The sequence below is a fragment of the Mesorhizobium sp. B263B2A genome, assembly GCF_020165775.1.
GTDB lineage: Bacteria > Pseudomonadota > Alphaproteobacteria > Rhizobiales > Rhizobiaceae > Mesorhizobium > Mesorhizobium opportunistum.
In genome coordinates this window covers 1-22,924 of the sequence record NZ_JAIUIU010000031.1, presented here as the reverse complement: position 1 = coordinate 22,924, position 22,924 = coordinate 1, and the positions used below count along the sequence as shown (strand labels likewise).

Genomic DNA, 22,924 nt, shown 5'->3' with positions numbered 1-22,924 from the left:
ATGCCTCGCCCTGATCGAGGCCCTGTGGTGAGTTGCCAGCGGCGGCGCATTTGAGGACCGGCTTCCCCCACTCCGTCGCTGCTTCGCAGCGCCACCTCTCCCCCCCCTCCGGAGGGAGAGGAAAAGTGCCCTCAAATATGCAGCGCGTGGCCCAGCGCCTTGAGCGCTGCTTCCTGGAATCCCTCACCCTGCGTCGGATGGGCATGGATCGTGCCGGCGATGTCCTCCAGCCGCGCACCCATCTCCAGCGCCAGTCCGAAAGCCGCCGCCAGTTCCGACACGCCTTGCCCAACCGCCTGGATGCCGAGCACCAGATGGTTGTCCGCGCGTGCTACGACGCGGACAAAGCCATCCTCGCCCATCTTCGTCATCGCCCGGCCATTGGCGGCGAACGGGAACAGGCCGATCTTGATCTCGCCGCCGAGCGCCTTCGCCTCTTCGGGTGACAGGCCCGCCGTCACCAGCTCCGGATCGGTGAAGCAGACGGCGGGGATTGAGCGCTTGTCCCAGCCGCGCTTGTGGCCGGCGACGATCTCGGCGACCATTTCGCCTTGCGCCATCGCCCGGTGCGCCAGCATCGGCTCGCCGGTGACGTCGCCGATGGCGAAGATGCCGCGCATCGAGGTGCGGCACTGGTCGTCGATGCGGATGAATTTCCCGGCCATGTCGAGGTCGATCTGGTCGAGCCCCCAGCCTTCGGTCACCGGCTTGCGGCCGACCGTGACCAGGATCTTGTCGGCGGCAATTTTGGCGCTCTTGCCTTCCGCGGTCTCGACCAGCAGCGCATCGCCCTTGACGCCCTTGGCCTTGGCGCCCAGCATCACTTCGACGCCGAGCTGGGCGAGCCGTTTCACGACAGGCCGGGTGAGTTCGGCGTCATACTGCGCCAGCACGCGCGGCAAGGCCTCGACCAAGGTCACCGCCGTACCCATCTTGGCGAAGGCCATGCCGAGTTCGAGCCCGATATAACCGCCGCCGACCACCGCGAGCCTCTTCGGAACCTCGCTCAAAGCCAGCGCTTCGGTCGATGAAATCACCGGCCCGCCGAAAGGCAAGAACGGCAGTTCGACCGGCGCCGAGCCCGTCGCGATGACGATCGCCTCGGCGCGGATCACCTGTACGCCGGTCTCGGTCTCGACCGCGACGGTCTTGCCGTCACGGAATGTCGCCCAGCCATGCACGGTCTTCACGCCGGCCTTCTTGAGCAGGCCGGCAACGCCGCTGTTGAGCCGGCTGACAATGCCGTCCTTCCAGGCGACGGTTCTGCCGAGGTCAAGCGTAGGCGCGGCGACCGAAATGCCGAGCGGGCTCTTGCCGCCGGCCATGTGCGACACCTTCTCGAACTCTTCCGCCGCATGGATCAGCGCCTTCGACGGAATGCAGCCGACATTGAGGCAGGTGCCGCCGGGCTTGCCGGCCTCGACGATGACGGTATCGACGCCGAGCTGGCCGGCGCGGATAGCGCAGACATAGCCGCCCGGACCGGCCCCGATGACGAGCAGCTTGCAGGAGATTTCTTTCATCTTGGCTGTCCTTTCGGCGAACGCCACGGCGCGCCTTCCCTTCTCCCCTTGTGGGAGAAGGTGGATCGGCGCGTTAGCGCCGAGACGGATGAGGGGTGCTCCAGCGGAGTGAGGCGTTGGTGTTTCAGCGGAATGAGACGTCTGCGTTCCCTGGAACACCCCTCATCCGTCGCCTTCGGCGCCACCTTCTCCCACAAGGGGAGAAGGGGGAGCCTGGATCCCGACGCTTCGTGCTTCGCGATCAACATCCCCCTCAATCCACGAAAATCAGCGCTGGCGTTTCCAGCAGCGCCTTTATCCGCTGGATGAACACCGCCGCGTCCCAGCCGTCGATCACCCGATGGTCGAAGCTCGATGATAGGTTCATCATCTTGCGCGGAATGAACTGGGTGCCGTCCCACACCGGCCGCACCATCATCTTGTTGACGCCGATGATCGCCACTTCCGGGTGGTTGATGACCGGCGTCGTCGCCACACCGCCCATGGCGCCCAATGAGGTGATGGTGATCGTCGAACCGGACAGGTCGTCGCGGCTCGCCGTACCCGACTTGGCGGCCTCAGCCAGCCTGACGACCTCGGCGCCGCAATCCCAGATGTCGCGAGCCTCGGCATGCTTGACCACCGGCACCACCAGGCCCGACGGCGTCTGCGCGGCGATGCCGATGTGGATACCGCCATGCTGGTGGATGATGCCCGCCTCGTCGTCGAACAGCGAATTGAGCTGGGGCTGCTCCGATATCGCCTTGACCATCGCCCGCATCAGGAATGGCAGCAGCGTCAGCTTGGGCCGCTCCGCCTTGGCCGCAGGCTTTTCCTTGTTGAGCGCGGCGCGCAATTCCTCCAGCGCGGTGACGTCGATCTCCTCGACATAGGTGATGTGTGGGATGCGCGACTTGGACAGCGTCATCTTCTCGGCGATCTTGCGCCGCAAGCCCACCACCTTGATGTCCTCGACCGCGTCGTTGCGGGCAAGGCCCGATGCCTTGGCCACCTGCGGCCCACGCGCCAGGAACGCCTCGATGTCCTCATGGCCGATGCGGCCGGCCGGGCCTGTTCCCGCGACCTGCCTGAGATCGATACCCGCCTCTTTCGCGCGCAGGCGAACAGCTGGCGATGCCAACGGCTTTTCACCCTCCGGACGCGGCGCGCCGGAGACGGATATCTTTGCCGGACTTTTCGAAGCGGCCGGGGCAGGCTTCGCCTCCGGCACACTGGCCGACTGAGCTTTCGTGGTCGGCGCGGCGCTCTCGGGCTTCGGCGTCGGAAGCTTCGCCGGAGGCTCGGCGGCCACCGGCTCGACGTTGGCGCCGCCTTGCGGCCTCACATTCCCCTCGCCTGCTACTTGCAGCCGAACGATCGGTGAACCGATCGCCACCGTGTCGCCGATCTCGGCGCCCAGCCACAGGATCTCGCCATCGACGGGCGATGGAATCTCGACCGTCGCCTTGTCGGTCATGACGGCGGCGAGCACGGTGTCCTCGCGCACGATGTCACCGACCTTGACGTGCCATTCGACAAGTTCGGCCTCGGCGACGCCCTCGCCGACATCGGGCAGCTTGATGATGTGTTCGCCCATCTTAAGCTCCCATCGTTTCAATAAGGGCTCGGCCGACCCGCGCCGGCCCGGGGAAATAGTCCCATTCCTGCGCATGCGGATAGGGCGTGTCCCAGCCGGCGACGCGGGCCACCGGCGCTTCCAGATGGTAGAAGCAGTTTTCCTGCACCAGCGCCGACAGCTCGGCACCGAAGCCGGAGGTCAGCGTCGCTTCATGCACGACGACGCAGCGCCCGGTCTTCTTGACCGAGGCCACGATCGTGTCGAGGTCGAGCGGCAAGAGCGTCCTCAGATCGATGATCTCGGCATCGATGCCGGTCTCCTCGACTGCTGCCTGCGCGACATAGACCATGGTGCCGTAGGCAAGCACGGTGATCGCCGAGCCCGCCCTGCGGATCGCGGCCTTACCGAGTGGCACGGTATAATGGCCGTCGGCGACCTCGCCGAGCTCATGCTTCGACCAAGGCGTCACCGGCCGGTCGTGATGGCCGTCGAAGGGGCCGTTGTAGAGCCGCTTCGGCTCGAGGAAGATCACCGGATCGGGATCCTCGATCGCCGCGATCAGCAGCCCCTTGGCGTCATGTGGATTGGACGGCACCACCGTCTTCAGGCCGGACACATGGGTGAACAGCGCTTCCGGGCTCTGGCTGTGCGTCTGGCCGCCGAAAATGCCGCCGCCGGTCGGCATGCGCACCACGATCGGGCAGGTGAAGTCGCCATTCGAGCGGTAGCGCAGCCTAGCTGCTTCCTGGGTCAGCTGGTCGTAAGCCGGATACATGTAGTCGGCAAACTGTATTTCCACGCAAGGCTTGAGGCCGTATGCGGCCATGCCGATGGCCGAGCCGACAATGCCGGATTCGTTGATCGGTGCGTCGAAGCAGCGGCTCTTGCCGTATTTGGCCTGCAGGCCCTGCGTGCACCGGAAGACGCCGCCGAAGAAGCCGACATCCTCGCCGAACACGACAACCTTGTCGTCGCGCCCCATCGACACATCCATGGCATCACGGATCGCCTCGATCATGGTCCGCCTTGGCATGGCTTCAGACTCCCGCCTGCTGGCGCTGGCGCCGGAGATGCGGCGGCATTTCGGCGTAGAGCCCTTCGAACATGTCGCGCGTCGACGGCTTGCCGCCGGCATGCAGCGTGCCGTGGCTTTCGGCCTCCTTCTGCGCCGCGATCACCGTGTCGAGGATTTCCGCCTCTGCCTGCGCGTGCCGTTCGTCCGACCAGACGCCGAGCCGGATCAGGTGGTTCTTCAGCCGCATGATCGGGTCGCCGAGCGGCCAGGCGTCGGATTCGGTCTTTGGCCTATAGGCGGAAGGATCGTCCGAGCTGGAATGCGCGCCGGCGCGGTAGGTGACATATTCGACCAGCGTCGGCCCAAGATTGCCGCGCGCCCGCTCCGCCGCCCATTTGGCCACGGCATGGACGGCGAGATAGTCGTTGCCGTCGACGCGCAGCGACGGAATGCCGAAGCCCAGCCCACGGGCGGCAAAGGTGCCCGAACCGCCGCGTGCAATGCCCTGGAAGGTCGAGATCGCCCACTGGTTGTTGACCACATTGAGCACGACCGGCGCCTTGTAGGTGGAGGCGAACACCAGTGCGGAGTGGAAATCGGACTCCGCCGTCGAGCCGTCGCCGATCCAGGCAGCGGCGATCTTGGAGTCGTTCGAGATCGCCGAAGCCATCGCCCAGCCGACCGCCTGGATATACTGCGTCGCCAGGTTGCCGGAGATCGAGAAGAAGCCGTGCTCCTTCGACGAATACATGATCGGCAACTGCCGGCCCTTCAGCGGGTCGGCCTCGTTGGAATAGATCTGGTTCATCATGGTGACCATCGGATAGCCGTCGGCGATGAGCAGGCCGGCCTGCCGATAGGTCGGGAAGTTCATGTCGCCCGGCGATAGCGCCTTGCGGAAGGCGCAGCTCACCGCCTCTTCGCCGAGATGCTGCATGTAGAAGGACGTCTTGCCCTGCCGCTGCGCCATCTGCATGCGCGCGTCGAAGGTCCTAAGCGTCATCATGTGACGCAGGCCCTCCAGCAGCTCCTCGTCGGTGAGCAGCCCGGCCCACGGCCCGACCGCCTCGCCATCGCGGTTCAGCACGCGGATGATCGAGAAGGCCATGTCGCGGATGGTGCGCGGATCGACGTCGATATCGGGACGCGGCACCGAACCGGCCGAGGCAATGGTCACGTTGGAAAAGTCAGGCGCCCCGCCCGGCCGCACTTCCGGCTCGGGAACATGGAAACGCAACATCCCAGCATCGGTCATGACCTTTGTCCTCCAATGTTGCCTGGTGCCGATATTTGCACATCCGCGCCGCCAGACCAGTGCGAATTCGCTGGGGCAGGTCTCGCGCATCGGACCAGCCACGCCGGCATCTCGCGCACCAAGATGAAGATATGTCCGCGAAATTTCTTGTCGATGTTGAGGGCTGGCGCGCAATTAGGGCCAAGATTGCCGGGAGTTCGTCGGAAGATAAGGCGATTGGCTGGCAAGCTCGCGCCCTTCCTCTCCCCCGTCGATCGGGGGAGAGGTGTCGAGCGAAGCTCGACGGAGTGGGGGTCGACCTTTCGTTGAAGCGATGGCTCCGCCTCAGTGCCGCTTGCCTGAGTTCTTGCTCGCCAGCGTGTGCATCTCTTGCGGCGGCGCGATTGACGAGCGGCTTCCCCCACTCCGTCGCTGCTTCGCAGCGCCACCTCTCCCCCCTCCGGAGGGAGAGGAAGGGTGCCAAAGCTGGAAGCCGCCCCCGCATCATGCTAACCCACCCTTCATGGCACAGAAGAAAGCTTTCGAGGTCGATTCCTGGCTCGCGCGACCTGATCCGCGCGTCTCAATCGTCCTGCTTTACGGCCCCGATCGCGGCCTCGTCTCCGAGCGCGCGAAAGCCTTTGCCGCAAAGACCGGCCTGCCGCTCGACGATCCCTTCTCGGTGGTCAGGCTCGAGGGCTCGGAGGTCGATCGCGACGAGGGTCGGCTGCTCGACGAGGCCCGCACCGTGCCGATGTTTTCCGACCGGCGCCTGCTCTGGGTGCGCAATGCCAGCGGCCAGAAGGCGTTGGCCGACGATGTCAAGGCGCTGGCAGCGGAGCCCGCGCGTGACGCGATCATCCTCATCGAGGCCGGCGATCTGAAGAAAGGCGTCGGGCTGCGCGCCGTGGTCGAGGCCGCAGACATAGCCATGGCGTTGCCCTGCTACGCCGATGAGGCGCGCGACATCGATACGGTCATCGATGACGAGTTGCGCAAGGCCGGCATGTCGATGACGCTGGAGGCGAGGCAGGCGCTGCGCCGTAATCTCGGCGGCGACCGGTTGGCCTCACGCGGCGAGATCGAGAAGCTTATACTCTACGCCCACGGCCAGAAGGAAATCGGGCTCGAAGAGGTGCGGGCCATGTCGGGCGATGTGTCCGGCGCTTCGTTCGACGACGCCGTCGACGCGCTGCTGGAAGGCAAGGTCGGCGACTTCGACACCGCCTTCACCCGCCACTGCCAGTCCGGCGGGCAGCCTTTCCTGGTGCTGTCCTCGGCCATGCGCCAGCTGCAGCAGATCCAGGTGATGCGTGGCCAGATGGAGCAAGGCGGTCGCAACGCGGCCTCGGTCGTCGCCGGCGCCCGCCCGCCGGTTTTCTTCTCGCGCCGCAAGCTGGTCGAGAAGGCGCTGGAGCGCTGGAGCAGCGACGCGCTTGGCCGTGCACTAACCCGGCTGCAGACGGCAGTATTGCAGACGCGACGGCGGCCGGATTTGTCGGTGGCGCTGGCAAGACAGGCGTTGCTGGGGATTGCGGTGGAGAGCGCGAGGCTGGGGCAACGCGGCTAATCTCCCCCTCGAGGGGGATGTCGCCGAAGGCGACAGAGGGGGTCGGCACGACCGGACGCCAACCTCTTCTTCCCCTTCAGCAGGATGCCGGCGCTTGATGGAGACGACCTCCTCTGGCCTGCCGGCCATCTCCCCCCTCAAGGAGGGAGATTGGCAGCCTCGCCGATTTCGCCAATCATCGACGCTGAAAAAGAGAAGGGCTGGCAACGCCAGCCCACGCCGAATCCCAAAGGTAATTCGCCGGCTAACTACCGATCCTGCTTCAACCGCCGGCACAGCTCGTCGAGCTGTTCCAGCGACCGATACGAAACCCGCAACTCGCCGCCCTTGCCCTTGTGATCGATAGCCACGATCATGCCGAGCGTGTCGGTCATCAGCTTTTCCAGCGCCAGCGTGTCGGTGTCCTTTTCCGCCGCGCCCTGCGGCTGCTTCGGCTTGGCCGCGGCGGGACCAGCCGGCATTTGCGCCAGCGCCTCGGCCTGGCGCACCGAAAGGCCTTCCTCGACGATGCGCTTGGCCAGACCGGCCGGATCCTCCGCGGTGACCAACGTACGGGCATGACCCGCCGACAGCGCGCCGTCGACCAGCATGTCGCGGATCACATCCGGTAGCTTCAACAGCCGCAGCGTGTTGGCGACGTGGCTGCGGCTCTTGCCGATGACATTGCCGAGATCGGCCTGGGTGTAGCCGTGCTCGTCGATCAGCTGCTGATAGCCCTGCGCTTCCTCGACCGCGTTGAGGTCGGCGCGCTGGACGTTCTCGATGATCGCCAGCTCGAGCGCGGTGCGGTCATTGACCTCGCGGATGATGACCGGGATCTCGGTCAGACCGGCGCGCTGCGCCGCCCGCCAGCGCCGCTCGCCGGCGATGATCTCGTAGCGGCCCGCCTGCGTCGGCGACGGCCGCGCCACCACCGGCTGCACCACGCCATGCTCGCGGATCGACTGGGCGAGATCGGTCAACTCGGCATCGCCAAAATGCCGGCGCGGATTTTTCGGGTTCGGGCTGATGAACTCGATCGGCACCTTGCCGTCGGCGCTCATGCCAGGTTTTTCGGGTGCCGCCGGCCGGTCGATTTCGCCGATCAGTGCTGCCAGCCCACGGCCCAGTCTCTTTCTCGAAAGGTCTTCGCTCATTTTTATTCCAAGTCTTCTTTATTCAAGGTCTAAAGATCGTTTCGGTATCGAATCGGCTGTTGATCCTGCATCGGCTCCAATCAAGCGGCGCGCAATTTGCGCTCGCGACGGATCACTTCCGAGGCCAGTTGCAGATAGGCCTGGCTACCGGAGCACTTCAAATCGTAAAGGATCGCCGGCTTGCCGTAGGACGGCGCCTCAGACACCCGGACATTGCGCGGAATGATGGTCTCATAGACCTTGTCGCCCATATGCTGCCGCACGTCCTGAACCACCTGGTTGGCGAGATTGTTGCGGCCGTCATACATGGTCAGCACGATGCCCTGGATGGTGAGGTCCGGATTGATCGAGCGGCGGACCTGCTCGACGGTTTCCAGCAACTGGCTGAGGCCTTCGAGCGCGAAGAACTCGCATTGCAGCGGCACGAGAACAGAATCGGCCGCGGCCATTGAATTCAAAGTCAAAAGGTTGAGTGACGGCGGACAATCGATAAGCACATAGCCGAACGGCGCCCCGCGCTCGGTCGCGGCGCGCAGCGCGTTGCGCAGTTTGAGCACCCGGTCGGGCGCCGATGCGATCTCCATCTCGATGCCGAGCAGGTCGAGCGTCGACGGCACGATCGACAGGCCTGGCACCGCGGTCGGGATGGCCGCTTCTTCCAGCTCCAGCTCGCCGGTCAGCACGTCATAGGACGACACCGTCCGGTCCTTGCGGTCGATGCCGAGGCCGGTGCTGGCGTTGCCTTGCGGGTCGAGATCGACGATCAGCACCTTTTCGCCGATCGCGGCCAGCGCGGTGGCGAGGTTGATGGCGGTGGTGGTCTTGCCGACACCGCCCTTCTGGTTGGCTACGGTGATGATTCGGGGGCCGTTCTTCATCATGGATTTATGCCAGAAATTCATTTTTCGGGTCGCCAATGGCTCGACAAGTCTAGATCAGACAGGTCGCAGGTCGGACAGTTCGAGGATGACGCCATGCGGGTCGGTCACACTGGGATGTTCTACCAGATCGAAGGCCCATCGGTTAACGCTTTCTTGCACTTCGGCGCGATAATCCCGGCCTTTGTGGAACAGGCCGCGCGCGCCTGTCGTCAGCCAGGGCGCCGACAGATCCAGCAGCGTCGGCAGCGAGGCCAAGGCCCGCGCCGTGACGATTTGCGGTGCCGAAACAAGCGCATGGCTTTCGTCGATGCGGCGCGCCACGACCCGGGCCGGCAGGCTGAACTGACCAACAACGGCCTGCAGGAAGGAAGCTTTTTTGCGGTTGCTTTCCACTAGGTCGATGCTGGCGCCGTCGCGGTCGGCGAGCAGAAAAGCCATCACCAGGCCGGGAAATCCGCCGCCCGAGCCGATGTCGACCCAGCGCTTGGCATCAGGCTCCAGCCGCGCCAGCTGCGCGCTGTCCAGGATGTGACGCTGCCAGACATCGCCCGATGTCGACTGCGCCACGAGATTGATGCTGCGGTTCCATTTCTGGAACATCTCTTCGAACGCCACCAGGCGATCGAATGTTTCACGTGAAACCGGACCGGCCGCGCCCTGCAGGCTCTCTAGTGAGCTCACGCAACAACTCTTCGTTCGCTCTGCGGCCTCTGTGCAGCCTCATAATGCCGGACATGGGCCACAATGATCGCCAGCGCCGCCGGCGTCATACCTTCCATGCGCTGCGCGTCGGCAATGGAACGCGGCCGCCGCGCCTGCATCTTCTGCTTCAATTCATTGGACAGGCCGGGCACACCGGCGAAATCGACGGTCTCCGGGATCAGCCGGCTCTCCTCATGGCGGATCTGCGCAACATCGGTCTTCTGCCGATCCAGATAGACAGAATATTTCGCTTCCGTTTCGAGACGCTCCGCCGTCTTGGCGTCGATTCCACCAAATCCTGGCTCGACCCTGGCCAGCCAGGCCACATCGACAGCGGGATAGGCCAGCAGCTCATAGCCGGACCGGCGCACACCATCCCTGTTGATCTCCAATCCGTGCCGCGCTGCCTCATTGGGGGTCATCGTCAGCGCCGTCGCCAGCGCCCGGGCCTCATCGAGCCGCCGCATGGCGTCGCCGTACCGCTGCATCCTTTGCGCCGAGGCAATTCCCAGCTTTGCTGCGAGAGGCGTCAGCCGCTCATCGGCATTGTCGGCACGCAGCGACAGCCGGAATTCGGCGCGCGAGGTGAACATCCGGTAGGGTTCGCTGATGCCGCGGCTGGTCAGGTCATCGACCATGACGCCGATATAGGCCTCGGTGCGGCTGAGCACGATCTGTTCGCCGCCCGATGCGCGCCGCGCCGCGTTGAGCCCCGCAAGCAAGCCTTGGCCTGCGGCTTCCTCATATCCGGTCGTGCCATTGATCTGTCCGGCCAGGAACAGCCCGGCGACACGCTTCGTCTCCAACGTCTGACTGAGCTCGCGCGGATCGACATGATCATATTCGATGGCATAGCCGGGCTGCAGCATCACAGCCCGCTCCAGCCCGGGAATGGTCTTCAGGATGTCGAGCTGCACATCCTCCGGCAGCGAGGTCGAAATGCCGTTGGGATAAACCGTGTCGTCGTCGAGCCCTTCTGGCTCGAGGAAGATCTGGTGGCCGTCGCGGTCACCGAACTTGACGATCTTGTCCTCGATCGACGGGCAATAGCGCGGCCCCACGCCCTCGATCGAGCCGGAATACATCGCCGAGCGACCGAGATTGGCGCGGATCAGCTCATGCGTGGCGGCGGTCGTGCGGGTGATGCCGCAGTCGATCTGCGGCGTCTCGATGCGGTCGGTCATCAGCGAGAACGGCACGGGATCGTCGTCCGCCGCCTGGCTTTCCAGCGACGCCCAATCGATGGTCCTCCCGTCCAGGCGCGGCGGCGTGCCGGTCTTCAGGCGGCCGAGCTTGAAGCCCGCACGGCTCATCGTCGCCGACAGGCCCAAGCTCGCCTGCTCGTTCATGCGGCCGGCGACAATCTTCTTCTCGCCAATATGAATGAGCCCGCGCAGGAAGGTTCCGGTCGTCAGCACCACGGCGCCGCAGGCAAGTCGCCTTCCATTGGCCAGGAGCACAGCGGCGATCCGCCCCCCATCGATCTCGAAGTCGAGCACTTCGGCCTCGATCACGTCGAGATCGTTCTGCTGCCGAATCGCTTCTTGCATGGCAAGGCGATAGAGCTTCCTGTCAGCCTGTGTGCGCGGCCCGCGCACCGCCGGGCCCTTGCGGCGGTTGAGCAAGCGAAACTGGATGCCGGCCGCATCCGCTACCCGGCCCATCAGCCCGTCCATGGCGTCGATCTCGCGGACGAGGTGGCCCTTGCCGAGTCCGCCGATCGCCGGATTGCAAGACATCACTCCGATCGTGTCGAAGCGCAGCGTCACCAGCGCCGTCCAGGCGCCGGCGCGCGCGGCAGCACTGGCCGCCTCGCAACCCGCATGGCCGCCGCCCACCACAACCACATCATAGTGATCGGTCATTTCCAAATCCTGGACTCGAATAGAATGAAGGGACACATGTCCCCGCAAGGTCAAGCTGTCAAGAAAACTTCGCGGCTAGTTTCACGTGAAACAGGGCAATGCGTCTATACCCTCCCTCTTGTGGGGAGGGTCGCTGCGAAGCAGCGGGGTGGGGGTGCGGCGCTGACCCCCACCCGGACCTGCGGTCCGACCTCCCCACAAGGGGGAGGTAGGGTGTGGCGCCGTGTTTTCGCTGAGTCACCACGGCTGGCGATGTTTCACGTGAATCACCAACCGTCCCTTTCAGGCGCGTGCGTGTTTCACGTGAGTCATTTTCCGATGCAGAATTGCGAGAAGATAACGTCGAGCATATCCTCGACGTCGATGGCGCCGACAATCCGACCCAGTCGATCGGCGGCCAACCGCAGCTCCTCGGCACGCAGCTCCTGGCCGGCAACGCCACTGTCGATGGCGCGAACCAGATGCCGCTTCGCTTCGTCGAGCAATTCGACATGGCGCAGCCGCGACGGCAGGATATCGCCAACGTCGCCTGCCGCATCCGCCGCGCGCCGGCCGATCTCAGCCAGCAATGCATCCACCCCGGCCCCGTTCACGACGGAAATAACGAGATCATACCGTCGGGCCGCTTCTGCGGACGCTTGCGCGTCCAACAAATCGAGCTTGGTTCCGACGCGTAATGCCGGGATCGTCGCGGACAACGGCCCGATATCCCCGGGGTCCGCTACGTCTTCCAACACCAGCAAGAGATCGGCGCGGTCCGCCTTCGCCCTCGCTTTTTCAATGCCGATCGCCTCGACCTTCCCTGGCGCTTCCCGCAGCCCGGCCGTATCCGTCAGCCGGACGCGCAGCCCTCCGAGATCCAGCGCCACTTCCAGCAGATCCCGCGTCGTGCCAGGCTCATCCGTTACAATAGCGGCATCCCACCGCGCCAAGGCGTTGAACAGGCTCGACTTGCCGGCATTGGGCGCACCGAGAATGACGACCTCGAACCCATCGCGAATGATCTCAGCGGCATGGAATCCGGCAATGTGCCGATCGATCTCGTCGATCATTACCCGCACATCAGACCAAACCGCATCCGAAACGGAACCGGGCACATCATCCTCGTCGGCAAAGTCGATCTCCGCCTCGATCATCGCCCGCGCATGGATCAGTCGCCGACGCCAGCCGAGATAGAGTTCGCTCTGGGCGCCCTCGGTATTGCGGATGGCGAAGCGGCGCTGCGCCTCGGTCTCGGCGTTGACCAGATCGGCGAGGGCCTCGGTCTCGACCAGGTCGACCTTGCCGTTCAGGAAGGCGCGGCGCGTGAATTCACCGGGTTCTGCGTACCTCACGCCGTCGAAACCGGCGATCGTCTGCAGCATTCCAGCGACAACAGCGCGCCCGCCGTGGACATGGAATTCCGCGACGTCCTCTCCGGTGAAACTGGCCGGACCGGGGAAGAAGACGACCAGGCCGTTGTCCAGCACCGTTCCATCCGGCGCTTTGAACGCGCGCAGGGTCGCCGCGCGCGCCTTAACCATCCCGCCGGCGATCGTTTCGACTACGAATCGAGTCTGCGGGCCGGAAATGCGCAGCACCGCGACACCAGCCGGCAGCCGGCCGCTCGACAGTGCAATGATGGAATCGCCTGAAAACATTTGCCCGCTTTGTTGAACCGCCCTAGCTTCCGCCACACGTTGAACCGAGTGTGCCCGAGTCGCCTGCCGTGACATTGCCCGCGAAAAACCTGCTTGCCGACGAAGCCAGCCCCTATCTGCAGCAGCATAGCGGCAATCCCGTCCATTGGCGGGCCTGGTCGCCGGCTTCTCTCGAGGAGGCAAAGGCCCTGGACAGGCCGATCCTCCTCTCCGTCGGCTATGCCGCCTGTCACTGGTGTCACGTCATGGCCCATGAAAGCTTCGAGAATGACGACGTCGCCGCCGTCATGAACCGTCTGTTCGTCAATATCAAGGTCGACCGCGAGGAGCGTCCCGACATCGACCAGATCTACATGGCGGCCTTGTCCTCCATGGGCGAACAGGGTGGGTGGCCGCTGACCATGTTCCTGACGCCGGACGGCAAGCCGTTCTGGGGCGGCACTTATTTTCCGCGTCAGGCGCGCTATGGCCGTCCAGGTTTCATCCAGGTGATGGAGGCCGTCGACAAAGCCTGGCGTGAGAAGCGGACAAGCCTGCACCAGAGCGCCGATGGCCTGACCACCCATGTCGAGGCCCGGCTTTCGGGTATGCATTCCAGGGCGGTTCTCGATCGCGACACGCTGTCCGAACTCGCCGGCCGCATCGACGGCATGATCGACCGCGATCTCGGCGGCCTGCGCGGCGCGCCGAAATTCCCCAACGCGCCATTCATGCTTACCCTGTGGCTGTCCTGGCTGCGCGACGGCAATCCTACCCACCGCGACGACGTGCTGGTCAGCCTCGAACAGATGCTTGGCGGCGGCATCTACGATCATATCGGCGGCGGGCTCAGCCGCTACTCCACCGACGCGGAATGGCTGGTGCCGCATTTCGAGAAGATGCTCTACGACAATGCGGAGCTGATCCGCTTCTGCAACTGGGCCTTCGCCGCAAGCGGCAATGATTTGTTCCGGATACGAATCGAAGACACCGTCGACTGGCTGTTGCGCGAAATGCGCGTCGATGGCGGCGCCTTTGCCGCCAGCCTCGACGCCGACAGCGATGGCGAGGAAGGGCTGTTCTACACCTGGAGCAGAGACGAGATAGAAGCCGCCCTCGGCGACGATTCCGCCTTGTTTTTCAAACACTTCACACTTTCCGGCGCGCCGTCCTGGGAAGGCAAGCCAATCATCCATCAAACCAGCGCCCAGCTTTCGCAGAGCGTGGCCGATCGTGAACAGCTCATCCCGCTCAAGGCCAGGCTTCTTGCCGTGCGCGAGGGGCGCGTCCGGCCAGGCCTCGACGCCAAGACACTCACCGACTGGAATGGCCTGATGATTGCGGCGCTGGCCGAGGCCGGCCGCTCGCTGGCGCGGCCCGACTGGATCGATGCCGCAGCAAAAGCCTTCGCCCATATCAGCGCCGCCAGCCGCGACGACCGTTTGCCGCATTCGATGCTCGGCGCCCGGAAATTGTTCCCGGCTCTGTCGAGCGATTACGCGGCCATGACCAATGCCGCGATCTCGCTGTTCGAGGCGTCCAGCGATTGGAGCTATATCGACCAGGCCGGCCGGTTCGTCGAACAGCTCGACCTCTGGCACGCCGATGCTTCGGGAACAGGCTATTATCTGACCGCCTCGGACAGTACAGACGTGCCGATCCGCATCAGGGGCGATGTCGACGAAGCCATTTCATCGGCCACCAGCCAGATCATCGAGGCGCTGGTCCGGCTCGCCTCCGTCACAGGCGATGTCGACCTGCAGGAGCGGGCCTGGATGATCGCCGAGCATGCCGCCGGCCGCGCCGAGCACCAGGCCTATGGCCAGGCCGGCATCGTCAATGCCTGCGCGCTTGCCATCGAACCGCTGAAACTGGTCATCGTGGACGCGCCGGAGGATCCAAAGCTCGTTCCGGTAGCGAATAGAAGCCCCGACCCGCGGCGCGTCGATATCATCGTGCCGATCGGTACGGCAGCGAATCGACCCTTGCTGCCTGGTGGAATCCTGCCGCCGACCAACAGGCCCGGCGCCTGGCTGTGCACCGGTCAGGTCTGCCTTCCCGCCGTGACCGATCTGGAAGAGCTCGAGCGTCTCCTGCGTCGCCGATAGATCAGGTGCCCTCAGCCCGCGACGCCGGAGCCAAAATTGCCGTTTCAGCCGGCGCCGCGGCGGGCCGCGACTTGAACAGCAAATCCTTGGCGGCAACCATCGCGCCTATCGTGATGAGCACGCAGGCGAGCGCCACCGACCAATGGAACACGCCGAACCCTGCCAGCAGCAGCACGATCACCGAAAACAGCGGCGCGGCGTAGGACAAGGCGCCGAGGATCATGATGTCCCCGTGCTTGCAGCCATAGTCCCAGGCGTAGAAGCCGGCGCCCAGCGGGATCGCACCGAGGACGAGGATGGCACTCCATTGCGTCGCGGTCTGCGGCCAGACGGTGGTCTCGAGCGTCAGGTGAAGTGCGAAGGCGACCGCCGCAGTGATGAAGCAATAGCCGGCCACGACATCGGTCGGCACCTGGCCGAACCGGCGTGACAGCACCGAATAGCCGGCCCAGATGAAGGCGCAGAACAGCGCTATGACATGGCCCTTCATCACGCCGTTGGCGAGGCCGATAGTGCCGCCCTTGGTGATCACCACGATCGCGCCGGCAAGACCAAGGACAACACCGATAATGTGGTGTACCCGCAGCCTTTCACCCGGCAGGAAGGCGGCGAAAACGACGATCAGCAATGGCCAGAGATAGGCAATCAGGCTGACCTCGACGGGCGGCGCCGACTGGATCGCGAAGAAATAGGCGCAATGGTAGATGCACAGTCCCGCAACCCCTGTCGCCCAGACCGGCCATGGCTGCCGCAGCGACCGGATAGCCGCCGGCCGGAAGATCCAGCTGCTTGCACCGGCGAGCGCCCCAAGCAGGAATGTCATGGCCGCAAGTTGAAAGGGCGGGATCGGCCCCGCTGCAGTCGACAGCAGCGCCAGGAAGGACCAGGTCAGGATGGCCGAAAAGCCGATCAGGGTCGGGATTGTCTTGTTCACGTCGTCGGCACCTGCGGAGTGCTACTCGTCGCATGAAGACGGCGTTGTGTGCCGCCGCATATGGCCATTCGGTATCGGGAATGCGACCTGATCCCGCCAAAGCAAAACCCCATCCCGGTCTCCCGGAATGGGGCTCAATGCAAAAATCCGAACGTTTCGGACCGACCGTTACGTGTTCATCGAATCGAAGAAATCGGCGTTGGTCTTGGTCTGCTTCAGCTTGTCGATGAGGAACTCGATGGCGTCGGTGGTTCCCATCGGCGCCAGGATGCGGCGCAGCACGAAGATCTTCTGCAGGTCCGCGCGCGGCACCAGCAGGTCTTCCTTGCGGGTGCCGGACTTGAGGATGTCCATGGCCGGGTAGATGCGCTTGTCGGCGACCTTGCGGTCGAGCTGGATTTCGCAGTTGCCCGTGCCCTTGAACTCTTCGAAGATGACTTCGTCCATGCGGCTGCCGGTGTCGATCAGCGCGGTCGCGATAATGGTCAGCGAGCCGCCTTCCTCGATGTTGCGGGCCGCGCCGAAGAAGCGCTTCGGCCGCTGCAGGGCGTTGGCGTCGACACCGCCGGTCAGCACCTTGCCGGATGACGGCACCACGGTGTTGTAGGCGCGGCCGAGGCGGGTGATGGAATCAAGCAGGATGACGACGTCGCGGCCATGTTCGACCAGGCGCTTGGCCTTCTCGATGACCATTTCGGCGACCTGCACGTGGCGCACCGCCGGCTCGTCGAAGGTTGAGGATATGACCTCGCCCTTCACCGAGCGCTGCATGTCGGTCACTTCCTCCGGCCGCTCGTCGATCAGCAGCACGATCAGATAGCATTCCGGATGGTTGGCGGTGATCGAGTGGGCGATGTTCTGCATCAGCACCGTCTTGCCGGTGCGCGGCTGCGCGTTGATCAGCGCGCGCTGTCCCTTGCCGATCGGCGCTACCAGGTCGATGACGCGCGGCGAGATGTCCTTGCTGGTCGGATTGTCGATCTCCATCTTCAGCCGCTTGGTAGGATAGAGCGGCGTCAGATTGTCGAAGTGGATCTTGTGGCGGATCTTTTCGGGGTCGTCGAAATTGATGGTGTTGACCTTGAGCAGCGCGAAATAGCGCTCGCCCTCCTTCGGGCTGCGGATCGGCCCTTCGACGGTGTCGCCGGTCTTCAATGAAAAGCGGCGAATCTGCGAGGGCGAGATGTAGATGTCGTCGGGACCGGGCAGATAATTGGCATTGGCGGAGCGCAGGAAGCCGAAGCCGTCCTGCAGCACCTCGACCACGCCGTCGCCGATGATCTCGATCTCCTGGGCGGCCAATTTCTTCAGGATGGCGAACATCAGCTCCTGCTTGCGCATGACGCTGGCGTTTTCCACCTCGAGCGATTCGGCATAAGCGATCAGCTCTGGCGGTTTCTTGTTCTTGAACTCTGCGAGTTTCATTTCTTGCATAGACGGACTCTGAATCTGCTTTGGGGAAAATATATCGGCGGGATGCGACAAATGCCGGGCGCGGCCGAAAACAGTGAAGGGCGGCGCATGACGGGAAGGAAGACCCGTCTTTTATCGTCGGTCGGGTGAAAGAGCAAGCTGCGTTTTACGCGACCGATGGAGGCCTAGAACGGCTTGACGACAACCAGGATCACGATTGCGATCATCAGCAATGTGGGGATCTCGTTGATCATCCGCCAGTGCTTCGCGGACTTTTCATTGCGATCCTCGGCAAATTTCCGCACCGCGCCGGCCAGATAGCCGTGAACGGCGGACAACAGCAGCACGAAACCGATCTTGGCGTGCAGCCAGCCGCCCTGGAAACCAAAGCCTTTCCAGGCCAGCCATAGTCCGAACATCCAGGTCGCGATCATCGCCGGATTGATGATGCCGCGCAGCAGGCGCCGCTCCATCACCTTGAAGGTCTCCGACTGGACCGAGCCCTTCTCGGCATCGGCGTGATAGACCAGCAGCCGCGGCAGATAGAGCATGCCGGCCATCCAGGAAATGACGGCCAGGATATGGATCGCCTTCGCCCAGGGATAGAAACCGTCGGGCGCGACAAAAAACAAAAGCGCCGTCAGCACGATCAGCGCGGCGATGCCGACGGTCATGCGTATCATTGCCTGGCTGGTGCTGCCCCCAGTGTTAGTCGTGTTGCCTGAATTGTTCATCTCTTTTGGCCGAGCCATCAACGTGTCGCGCTCCTCACCAATTTCACCATCGCCTCGACATGCGCCACCGGCGTCTCCGGCGTGATGCCATGGCCGAGATTGAAGATCAGCGGTCCATCCCCCAACGCCCCGAGAATCGCGTCGACGCCATCGGATAATGCCTTGCCGCCGGCCACCAGCCGCAAGGGATCGAGATTGCCCTGGACGGCACCGGAGCGCTGCAAGTCCTTCGCTGCCGCCAGGGGCACCGTCCAGTCGATCCCCAGCCCTGTCACACCGGTCTTCTCGCGGTAGCTCTGGTAGCGGGCGCCGGCGCCCTTGGGAAAGCCGATGATCGGCACATCGGGATGGACGGCTCTTATCTGCCTGACGATCTCGGCCACCGGCTGAACACAGAACTGTTCGAAGGAGGCATCGTCGAGCACGCCCGACCAGGAATCGAAAATCTGCACCACGTCGGCACCCGCATCGATCTGGCGGATCAGATAGGCGGCGGAATGATCGGCCAGCACCTTCAGCAGCTGTTTGAACGCCGCCGGTTCGCGGTAAGCAAACAACCGCGCCGGTGCCTGGTCCGGCGTGCCGTGGCCGGCGATCATGTAGGTCGCCACCGTCCACGGCGCGCCGCAGAAGCCGATCAGCGTCGTCTCATCAGGCAATCTTGCCCGCAAGCGGCGAACCGTCTCGTAGACCGGTTCGAGATTCACGTGAAACACGTCGCTTTCGAGAGCCAAAATTTCCGCTGCCGAGATCGGCGTCAAAAGCGGTCCTCTGCCCTCCTCGAAGCGCACGTCGCGGCCAAGCGCATGCGGAACGACAAGGATGTCCGAGAACAGGATCGAGGCATCGAAGCCGAAGCGTTCGATCGGCTGCAGCGTCACTTCGACCGCAAGGTCGGGATCATAGCAGAGATCGAGGAACGAACCGGCCCGCCGGCGCGTTTCACGATACTCCGGCAGATAGCGTCCGGCCTGGCGCATCATCCAGAGTGGTGGAGGAAAAATCGCCTTGCCCTTCAGGACATCCAGCATGATCCGGTTCTGGGGCATCGAGCGCTCGCTTCTCCAAGCCTCTTTCTAATCAAATATTCTTATATCTAAGATTCTTCTGATTCTAAGAGTCTGTTGGTTCTGGTGGTTGCCACCTGTCCCGCTTCATCAGGCAAAAAGCCAGCAAGCATATTGTCGCGCGCTCGTTTGGCCGGATTGTTGGGTTCTGGGGACAGTCGGGAATCCATCACTGGTTCCAAGGCGTTAGGACCCGGCCGGAAAATCCGGCCCTGTGGACAGGCCGAGGCCAAGAGAATCCGTCCACGGACTTGTCCCCAGCCCTCCGGCGAAGCTGACAGCACATCGAATTGTGGACAAACTGGCATCTGATACAGTCGCCTCCAACGAGCCTGGCTCGCTGTCCGACCTTATCCACATCCGCCCACAGCCCCAGGTGATCCCTGTGAACAAACCCCAGAGCTTCTTTCACCTGCACCTGATTTCCGACGCGACCGGCGAAACGCTGCTCGCCGCCGGCCGGGCGGCTTCGGCGCAATACAAGGACGCGCGCGCCATCGAGCACATCTACCCGCTGATCCGCACCGAAAAGCAGGTGGCGAAAGTGTTCGAGGACATCGAGGAGGAGCCCGGCATCATTCTCTACACCGTCGTCGACCAGAAACTGGCGCGCGGCATCGATGAGCGCTGTGCGGCGATGGGCCTGCCCTGTGTCTCCGTGCTGGAGCCGGTGCTTACCGTCTTCCAGTCCTATCTAGGCACGCCGGCCGGCCGGCGCGTCGGCGCCCAGCATGTCCTCGACGCCGAATATTTTCGTCGCATCGACGCGCTCAACTTCACCATGGACCATGATGACGGCCAGCTGCCGCTCAACATGGACGATGCCGATGTCGTGCTGATCGGCATCTCGCGGACTTCGAAGACGCCGACCAGCATCTATCTCGCCAATCGCGGCATCAAGACCGCCAACATTCCGATCGTGCTCGGCGTGCCCGTGCCCGAAAGCCTGGTCGCGGCCAAGACGCCGCTGGTGGTCGGGCTGATCGCCACCGCAGAACGCATCTCGCATGTCCGCCAGAACCGCATCCTGGGCAACAGCAGCTCCTACGTGCCGACCGATTATGTCGACCGCGCCGCCATCAACGAGGAACTCGCCTACGCCCGCCAGATCTGCACGCGCCATGGCTGGCCGATGATCGACGTCAGCCGCCGCTCGATCGAGGAAACCGCCGCGGCGATTGTTGCCCTGCGGGGGAAGTCGCGCTAGGCAGACGAGATAAGTGAGCGTTCCGTCACGCACCCCTCATCCGTCGCCTTCGGCGACACCTTCTCCCACAAGGGGAGAAGGAAGAACTCGGCGCTGGCGTCCCGCAGATTACCACCAGTTGGCGATTTGCAGCGGCGTCAGCGCAGCACCTCCCTTCTCCCCTTGTGGGAGAAGGTGGCCGAGCGAAGCTCGGTCGGATGAGGGGTGCGTGACGGAACGCCAACCCTGGTGAACAAGCATGACCGAGAAAATCATCCTCGCTTCCGGCAGTCCGTTCCGCAAGGCGATGCTGCTTGGTGCCGGGGTCGATGTCGAGGCGGTGCCGGCCGAGGTCGACGAGCGCGCGCTCGAGGCACCGTTGCAGGATAGCGGTGTTTCGCCGGAAGACGTCGCCCTGGTGCTGGCCGAGGCCAAGGCCACCGAGGTGAGCGAGCGCAGGCCGGGTGCCCTGGTGCTCGGCTGCGACCAGACCTTGTCGCTGGGTGACGAGGTGTTCCATAAGCCGGCCGACATGGAAGGCGCGCGGCGCCATTTGCTGGCTTTGTCCGGCAAGACCCATCAGCTCAACAGCGCCGCCGTGCTGGTCAGGGACGGCGAGGTGCTGTGGCGTCATGTCGGCATCGCCGCCATGACCATGCGCAAGCTCCATCCCGCTTTCATCGGCCGCCACCTCGCCCGCGTCGGCGCCAGGGCACTGGCCAGCGTCGGCGCCTACCAGGTCGAGGGCGAAGGCATCCAGCTTTTCGAGAAAATCGAAGGCGACCATTTCACCATTGTCGGCCTGCCGCTTTTGCCGCTGCTGGCCGAGTTGCGCACGCTTGGAGCGATCGATGGCTGAGGCGACGAAGAAGGCCTTTGTCACTGGCCATCCGATCAAGCATTCGCGCTCGCCGAAGATCCACGGCCATTGGCTGGCCAAGCATGGCATCGACGGCAGCTACGAGGCGATCGATGTCGCGCCGCACGACTTTGCCGACTTCCTGGCAACCCTGCAGGCCAACGGCTATCGCGGCGGCAATGTCACCATCCCGCACAAGGAAGCCGCCTTTGCGCTGGCCGGCCGCCGCGACCAGGCGGCGGAGGAGATCGGCGCCGTCAACACGCTGTGGTTCGAGGACGGCACGCTGTGGGGCGGCAACACCGATGGCCATGGCTTTGCCGCCAATCTCGATGATTACGCGCCGGGCTGGGCAAGCAAGGGACCGGCGGTGGTGCTCGGTGCTGGTGGTGCCTCCCGCGCCGTCATCCACGCGCTGAAAGAGCGCGGCATTTCCGACATCCGCATCGTCAACCGAACGCTCGCCCGGGCGGTGGAGTTGCGCGATCGTTTCGGCGCCGGCGTTTCGGCGCACGGCATGGCTGAGACCGGCGAACTGCTTGCCGATGCCGGCCTGCTGGTCAACACCACGGCGCTCGGCATGGTCGGCAATGAGGGCCTCGCCGCCGATCCGACGCTGCTGCCGAGCCATGCGATCGTCACCGACCTTGTCTATGTGCCGCTGGAAACACCGCTGCTTGCCGCCGCGCGCGCCAGGGGGCTGAAGACCGTCGATGGGCTCGGCATGCTGCTCAACCAGGCCGTGCCCGGTTTCGAACACTGGTTCGGCGTCAGGCCGAAGGTCACGGCCGAGCTCCGCGCGATCATCGTCGCCGACCTGGTGCCGAAGCCATGATCGTGCTCGGCCTCACCGGTTCGATCGGCATGGGCAAGTCGACGACGGCCAAGATGTTCGCCGAGGCCGGCGTGCCGGTCCACGATTCCGATGAGACGGTACACCGCCTCTATGCCGGCAAGGCAGCGCCTCTGGTCGAGGCGGCTTTCCCGGGAACAACCGCTGCCGGCGTGGTCGACCGAGCAAGACTTGGCGCCCGTGTGCTTGGTGACCCCGCCGCGCTGAAGCAACTCGAAGCCATCATCCATCCGCTCGTGCGCGCCGACGCCGACGCCTTCCTGGCCAGGCATCGTACCGCGGGCGAATCGATCGCCGTGCTCGATATTCCGCTGCTGTTCGAAACCGGCGGCCGCAACCGCGTCGACAAGGTCGTCGTCGTCACCGCACCCGCCGAAGTCCAGCGCCAGCGCGTGCTGGCACGGCCTGGCATGACCGAGGAAAAGCTGGCGGCGATCCTGGCCAAGCAGGTGCCGGATGCCGAAAAGCGCAGGCTGGCGGATTTCATCATCGACACCGGTGAGGGGATGGATGCCGCACGTGCTGAGGTCGATGCAATCATCGCGGAGCTCACTGGGGATCGCTAGGCTCTTCCTTCCCCCCTTGTGGGGGAAGGTGGATCGGCGCGCAGCGCCGAGACGGATGAGGGGTGTTCCAGCGGAGTGAGGCATCGATGATCGGTCCACCC

At 64.2% G+C, this 22,924-nt stretch carries 19 protein-coding genes; 6 read left to right on the top strand and 13 right to left on the bottom strand.

The window, feature by feature from the left end; translation table 11 throughout:
- Positions 1-131 precede the first annotated feature (131 nt).
- The 4 genes from lpdA to LB568_RS29610 form a co-directional block, all read right to left on the bottom strand.
- A complete protein-coding gene (lpdA, locus tag LB568_RS29625) occupies positions 132-1,523 on the bottom strand; it encodes a dihydrolipoyl dehydrogenase (RefSeq protein ID WP_224731997.1) in 1,392 nt (463 codons plus the stop codon).
- A 253-nt stretch (positions 1,524-1,776) separates the two neighbouring features.
- A complete protein-coding gene (locus tag LB568_RS29620; protein ID WP_224731996.1) occupies positions 1,777-3,099 on the bottom strand; it encodes a dihydrolipoamide acetyltransferase family protein in 1,323 nt (440 codons plus the stop codon).
- 1 nt (position 3,100) lies between these two features.
- Entirely contained in the window at positions 3,101-4,114 is a 1,014-nt protein-coding gene (locus LB568_RS29615; RefSeq protein ID WP_013892143.1) for an alpha-ketoacid dehydrogenase subunit beta, read from the bottom strand.
- A 4-nt stretch (positions 4,115-4,118) separates the two neighbouring features.
- Positions 4,119-5,351, bottom strand: coding sequence for a 3-methyl-2-oxobutanoate dehydrogenase (2-methylpropanoyl-transferring) subunit alpha (locus LB568_RS29610; RefSeq protein WP_224731995.1), 1,233 nt, complete (start codon positions 5,349-5,351; stop codon positions 4,119-4,121).
- 502 nt (positions 5,352-5,853) lie between these two features.
- Between LB568_RS29610 and holA the strand changes: the two genes are divergently transcribed.
- A complete protein-coding gene (gene holA, locus LB568_RS29605; RefSeq protein ID WP_224731994.1) occupies positions 5,854-6,900 on the top strand; it encodes a DNA polymerase III subunit delta in 1,047 nt (348 codons plus the stop codon).
- A 248-nt stretch (positions 6,901-7,148) separates the two neighbouring features.
- On the opposite strand, the gene LB568_RS29600 is transcribed toward holA, so the two are convergent.
- From LB568_RS29600 to mnmE, 5 genes are all read right to left on the bottom strand, one after another.
- Entirely contained in the window at positions 7,149-8,036 is an 888-nt protein-coding gene (locus LB568_RS29600; protein WP_224731993.1) for a ParB/RepB/Spo0J family partition protein, read from the bottom strand.
- Between the two features lie 80 nt (positions 8,037-8,116).
- Entirely contained in the window at positions 8,117-8,917 is an 801-nt protein-coding gene (locus tag LB568_RS29595) for a ParA family protein (RefSeq protein WP_083833341.1), read from the bottom strand.
- A 54-nt stretch (positions 8,918-8,971) separates the two neighbouring features.
- Entirely contained in the window at positions 8,972-9,598 is a 627-nt protein-coding gene (gene rsmG, locus LB568_RS29590) for a 16S rRNA (guanine(527)-N(7))-methyltransferase RsmG (protein ID WP_224731992.1), read from the bottom strand.
- Positions 9,595-11,484: a tRNA uridine-5-carboxymethylaminomethyl(34) synthesis enzyme MnmG gene (gene mnmG / locus LB568_RS29585; RefSeq protein WP_224731991.1), complete on the bottom strand. Its 1,890-nt coding sequence runs from the start codon at positions 11,482-11,484 to the stop codon at positions 9,595-9,597. The genes rsmG and mnmG overlap by 4 nt, the downstream gene beginning before the upstream one ends.
- A gap of 308 nt (positions 11,485-11,792) precedes the next feature.
- Positions 11,793-13,124 (bottom strand): tRNA uridine-5-carboxymethylaminomethyl(34) synthesis GTPase MnmE, encoded by a 1,332-nt coding sequence (gene mnmE / locus LB568_RS29580; RefSeq protein ID WP_224731990.1) that lies wholly within the window; start codon positions 13,122-13,124, stop codon positions 11,793-11,795.
- 68 nt (positions 13,125-13,192) lie between these two features.
- On the opposite strand from mnmE, the gene LB568_RS29575 reads away from it, so the two are divergent.
- Positions 13,193-15,211: a thioredoxin domain-containing protein gene (locus LB568_RS29575; protein WP_224731989.1), complete on the top strand. Its 2,019-nt coding sequence runs from the start codon at positions 13,193-13,195 to the stop codon at positions 15,209-15,211.
- Position 15,212: 1 nt separating this feature from the next.
- Here the strand turns inward: LB568_RS29575 and LB568_RS29570 are convergent, their stop codons facing one another.
- The 4 genes from LB568_RS29570 to hemE form a co-directional block, all read right to left on the bottom strand.
- Positions 15,213-16,145: a DMT family transporter gene (locus LB568_RS29570; protein ID WP_224731988.1), complete on the bottom strand. Its 933-nt coding sequence runs from the start codon at positions 16,143-16,145 to the stop codon at positions 15,213-15,215.
- A gap of 168 nt (positions 16,146-16,313) precedes the next feature.
- Positions 16,314-17,579, bottom strand: coding sequence for a transcription termination factor Rho (rho, locus tag LB568_RS29565; protein WP_013892132.1), 1,266 nt, complete (start codon positions 17,577-17,579; stop codon positions 16,314-16,316).
- 164 nt (positions 17,580-17,743) lie between these two features.
- Positions 17,744-18,232, bottom strand: a complete 489-nt coding sequence (hemJ, locus tag LB568_RS29560) for a protoporphyrinogen oxidase HemJ (protein ID WP_412033936.1) — start codon at positions 18,230-18,232, stop codon at positions 17,744-17,746.
- A gap of 77 nt (positions 18,233-18,309) precedes the next feature.
- Complete coding sequence (gene hemE, locus LB568_RS29555) at positions 18,310-19,341, bottom strand: uroporphyrinogen decarboxylase (RefSeq protein ID WP_224731987.1); 1,032 nt, start codon at positions 19,339-19,341, stop codon at positions 18,310-18,312.
- A gap of 310 nt (positions 19,342-19,651) precedes the next feature.
- Between hemE and LB568_RS29550 the strand changes: the two genes are divergently transcribed.
- From LB568_RS29550 to coaE, 4 genes are all read left to right on the top strand, one after another.
- On the top strand, positions 19,652-20,566 hold the full coding sequence (locus LB568_RS29550; RefSeq protein ID WP_023768960.1) for a pyruvate, water dikinase regulatory protein: 915 nt from the start codon (positions 19,652-19,654) through the stop codon (positions 20,564-20,566).
- Positions 20,567-20,804: 238 nt separating this feature from the next.
- A complete protein-coding gene (locus LB568_RS29545) occupies positions 20,805-21,404 on the top strand; it encodes a Maf-like protein (protein WP_224731986.1) in 600 nt (199 codons plus the stop codon).
- The gene (locus tag LB568_RS29540; RefSeq protein WP_224731985.1) at positions 21,397-22,239 is read left to right on the top strand and encodes a shikimate dehydrogenase; all 843 of its coding nucleotides are present in this window, start codon (positions 21,397-21,399) and stop codon (positions 22,237-22,239) included. The genes LB568_RS29545 and LB568_RS29540 overlap by 8 nt, the downstream gene beginning before the upstream one ends.
- The gene (gene coaE, locus LB568_RS29535) at positions 22,236-22,823 is read left to right on the top strand and encodes a dephospho-CoA kinase (protein ID WP_224731984.1); all 588 of its coding nucleotides are present in this window, start codon (positions 22,236-22,238) and stop codon (positions 22,821-22,823) included. The genes LB568_RS29540 and coaE overlap by 4 nt, the downstream gene beginning before the upstream one ends.
- Positions 22,824-22,924 lie beyond the last annotated feature (101 nt).

Bases quoted from the DNA above. Each gene is read 5' to 3' on its own strand.
- lpdA (WP_224731997.1), bottom strand. From the start codon at position 1,523: ATGAAAGAAATCTCCTGCAAGCTGCTCGTCATCGGGGCCGGTCCGGGC.
- LB568_RS29620 (WP_224731996.1), bottom strand. From the start codon at position 3,099: ATGGGCGAACACATCATCAAGCTGCCCGATGTCGGCGAGGGCGTCGCC.
- LB568_RS29615 (WP_013892143.1), bottom strand. From the start codon at position 4,114: ATGCCAAGGCGGACCATGATCGAGGCGATCCGTGATGCCATGGATGTG.
- LB568_RS29610 (WP_224731995.1), bottom strand. From the start codon at position 5,351: ATGACCGATGCTGGGATGTTGCGTTTCCATGTTCCCGAGCCGGAAGTG.
- holA (WP_224731994.1), top strand. From the start codon at position 5,854: ATGGCACAGAAGAAAGCTTTCGAGGTCGATTCCTGGCTCGCGCGACCT.
- LB568_RS29600 (WP_224731993.1), bottom strand. From the start codon at position 8,036: ATGAGCGAAGACCTTTCGAGAAAGAGACTGGGCCGTGGGCTGGCAGCA.
- LB568_RS29595 (WP_083833341.1), bottom strand. From the start codon at position 8,917: ATGATGAAGAACGGCCCCCGAATCATCACCGTAGCCAACCAGAAGGGC.
- mnmG (WP_224731991.1), bottom strand. From the start codon at position 11,484: ATGACCGATCACTATGATGTGGTTGTGGTGGGCGGCGGCCATGCGGGT.
- mnmE (WP_224731990.1), bottom strand. From the start codon at position 13,124: ATGTTTTCAGGCGATTCCATCATTGCACTGTCGAGCGGCCGGCTGCCG.
- rho (WP_013892132.1), bottom strand. From the start codon at position 17,579: ATGCAAGAAATGAAACTCGCAGAGTTCAAGAACAAGAAACCGCCAGAG.
- hemJ (WP_412033936.1), bottom strand. From the start codon at position 18,232: ATGACCGTCGGCATCGCCGCGCTGATCGTGCTGACGGCGCTTTTGTTT.
- hemE (WP_224731987.1), bottom strand. From the start codon at position 19,341: ATGCCCCAGAACCGGATCATGCTGGATGTCCTGAAGGGCAAGGCGATT.
- LB568_RS29545 (WP_224731986.1), top strand. From the start codon at position 20,805: ATGACCGAGAAAATCATCCTCGCTTCCGGCAGTCCGTTCCGCAAGGCG.
- LB568_RS29540 (WP_224731985.1), top strand. From the start codon at position 21,397: ATGGCTGAGGCGACGAAGAAGGCCTTTGTCACTGGCCATCCGATCAAG.
- coaE (WP_224731984.1), top strand. From the start codon at position 22,236: ATGATCGTGCTCGGCCTCACCGGTTCGATCGGCATGGGCAAGTCGACG.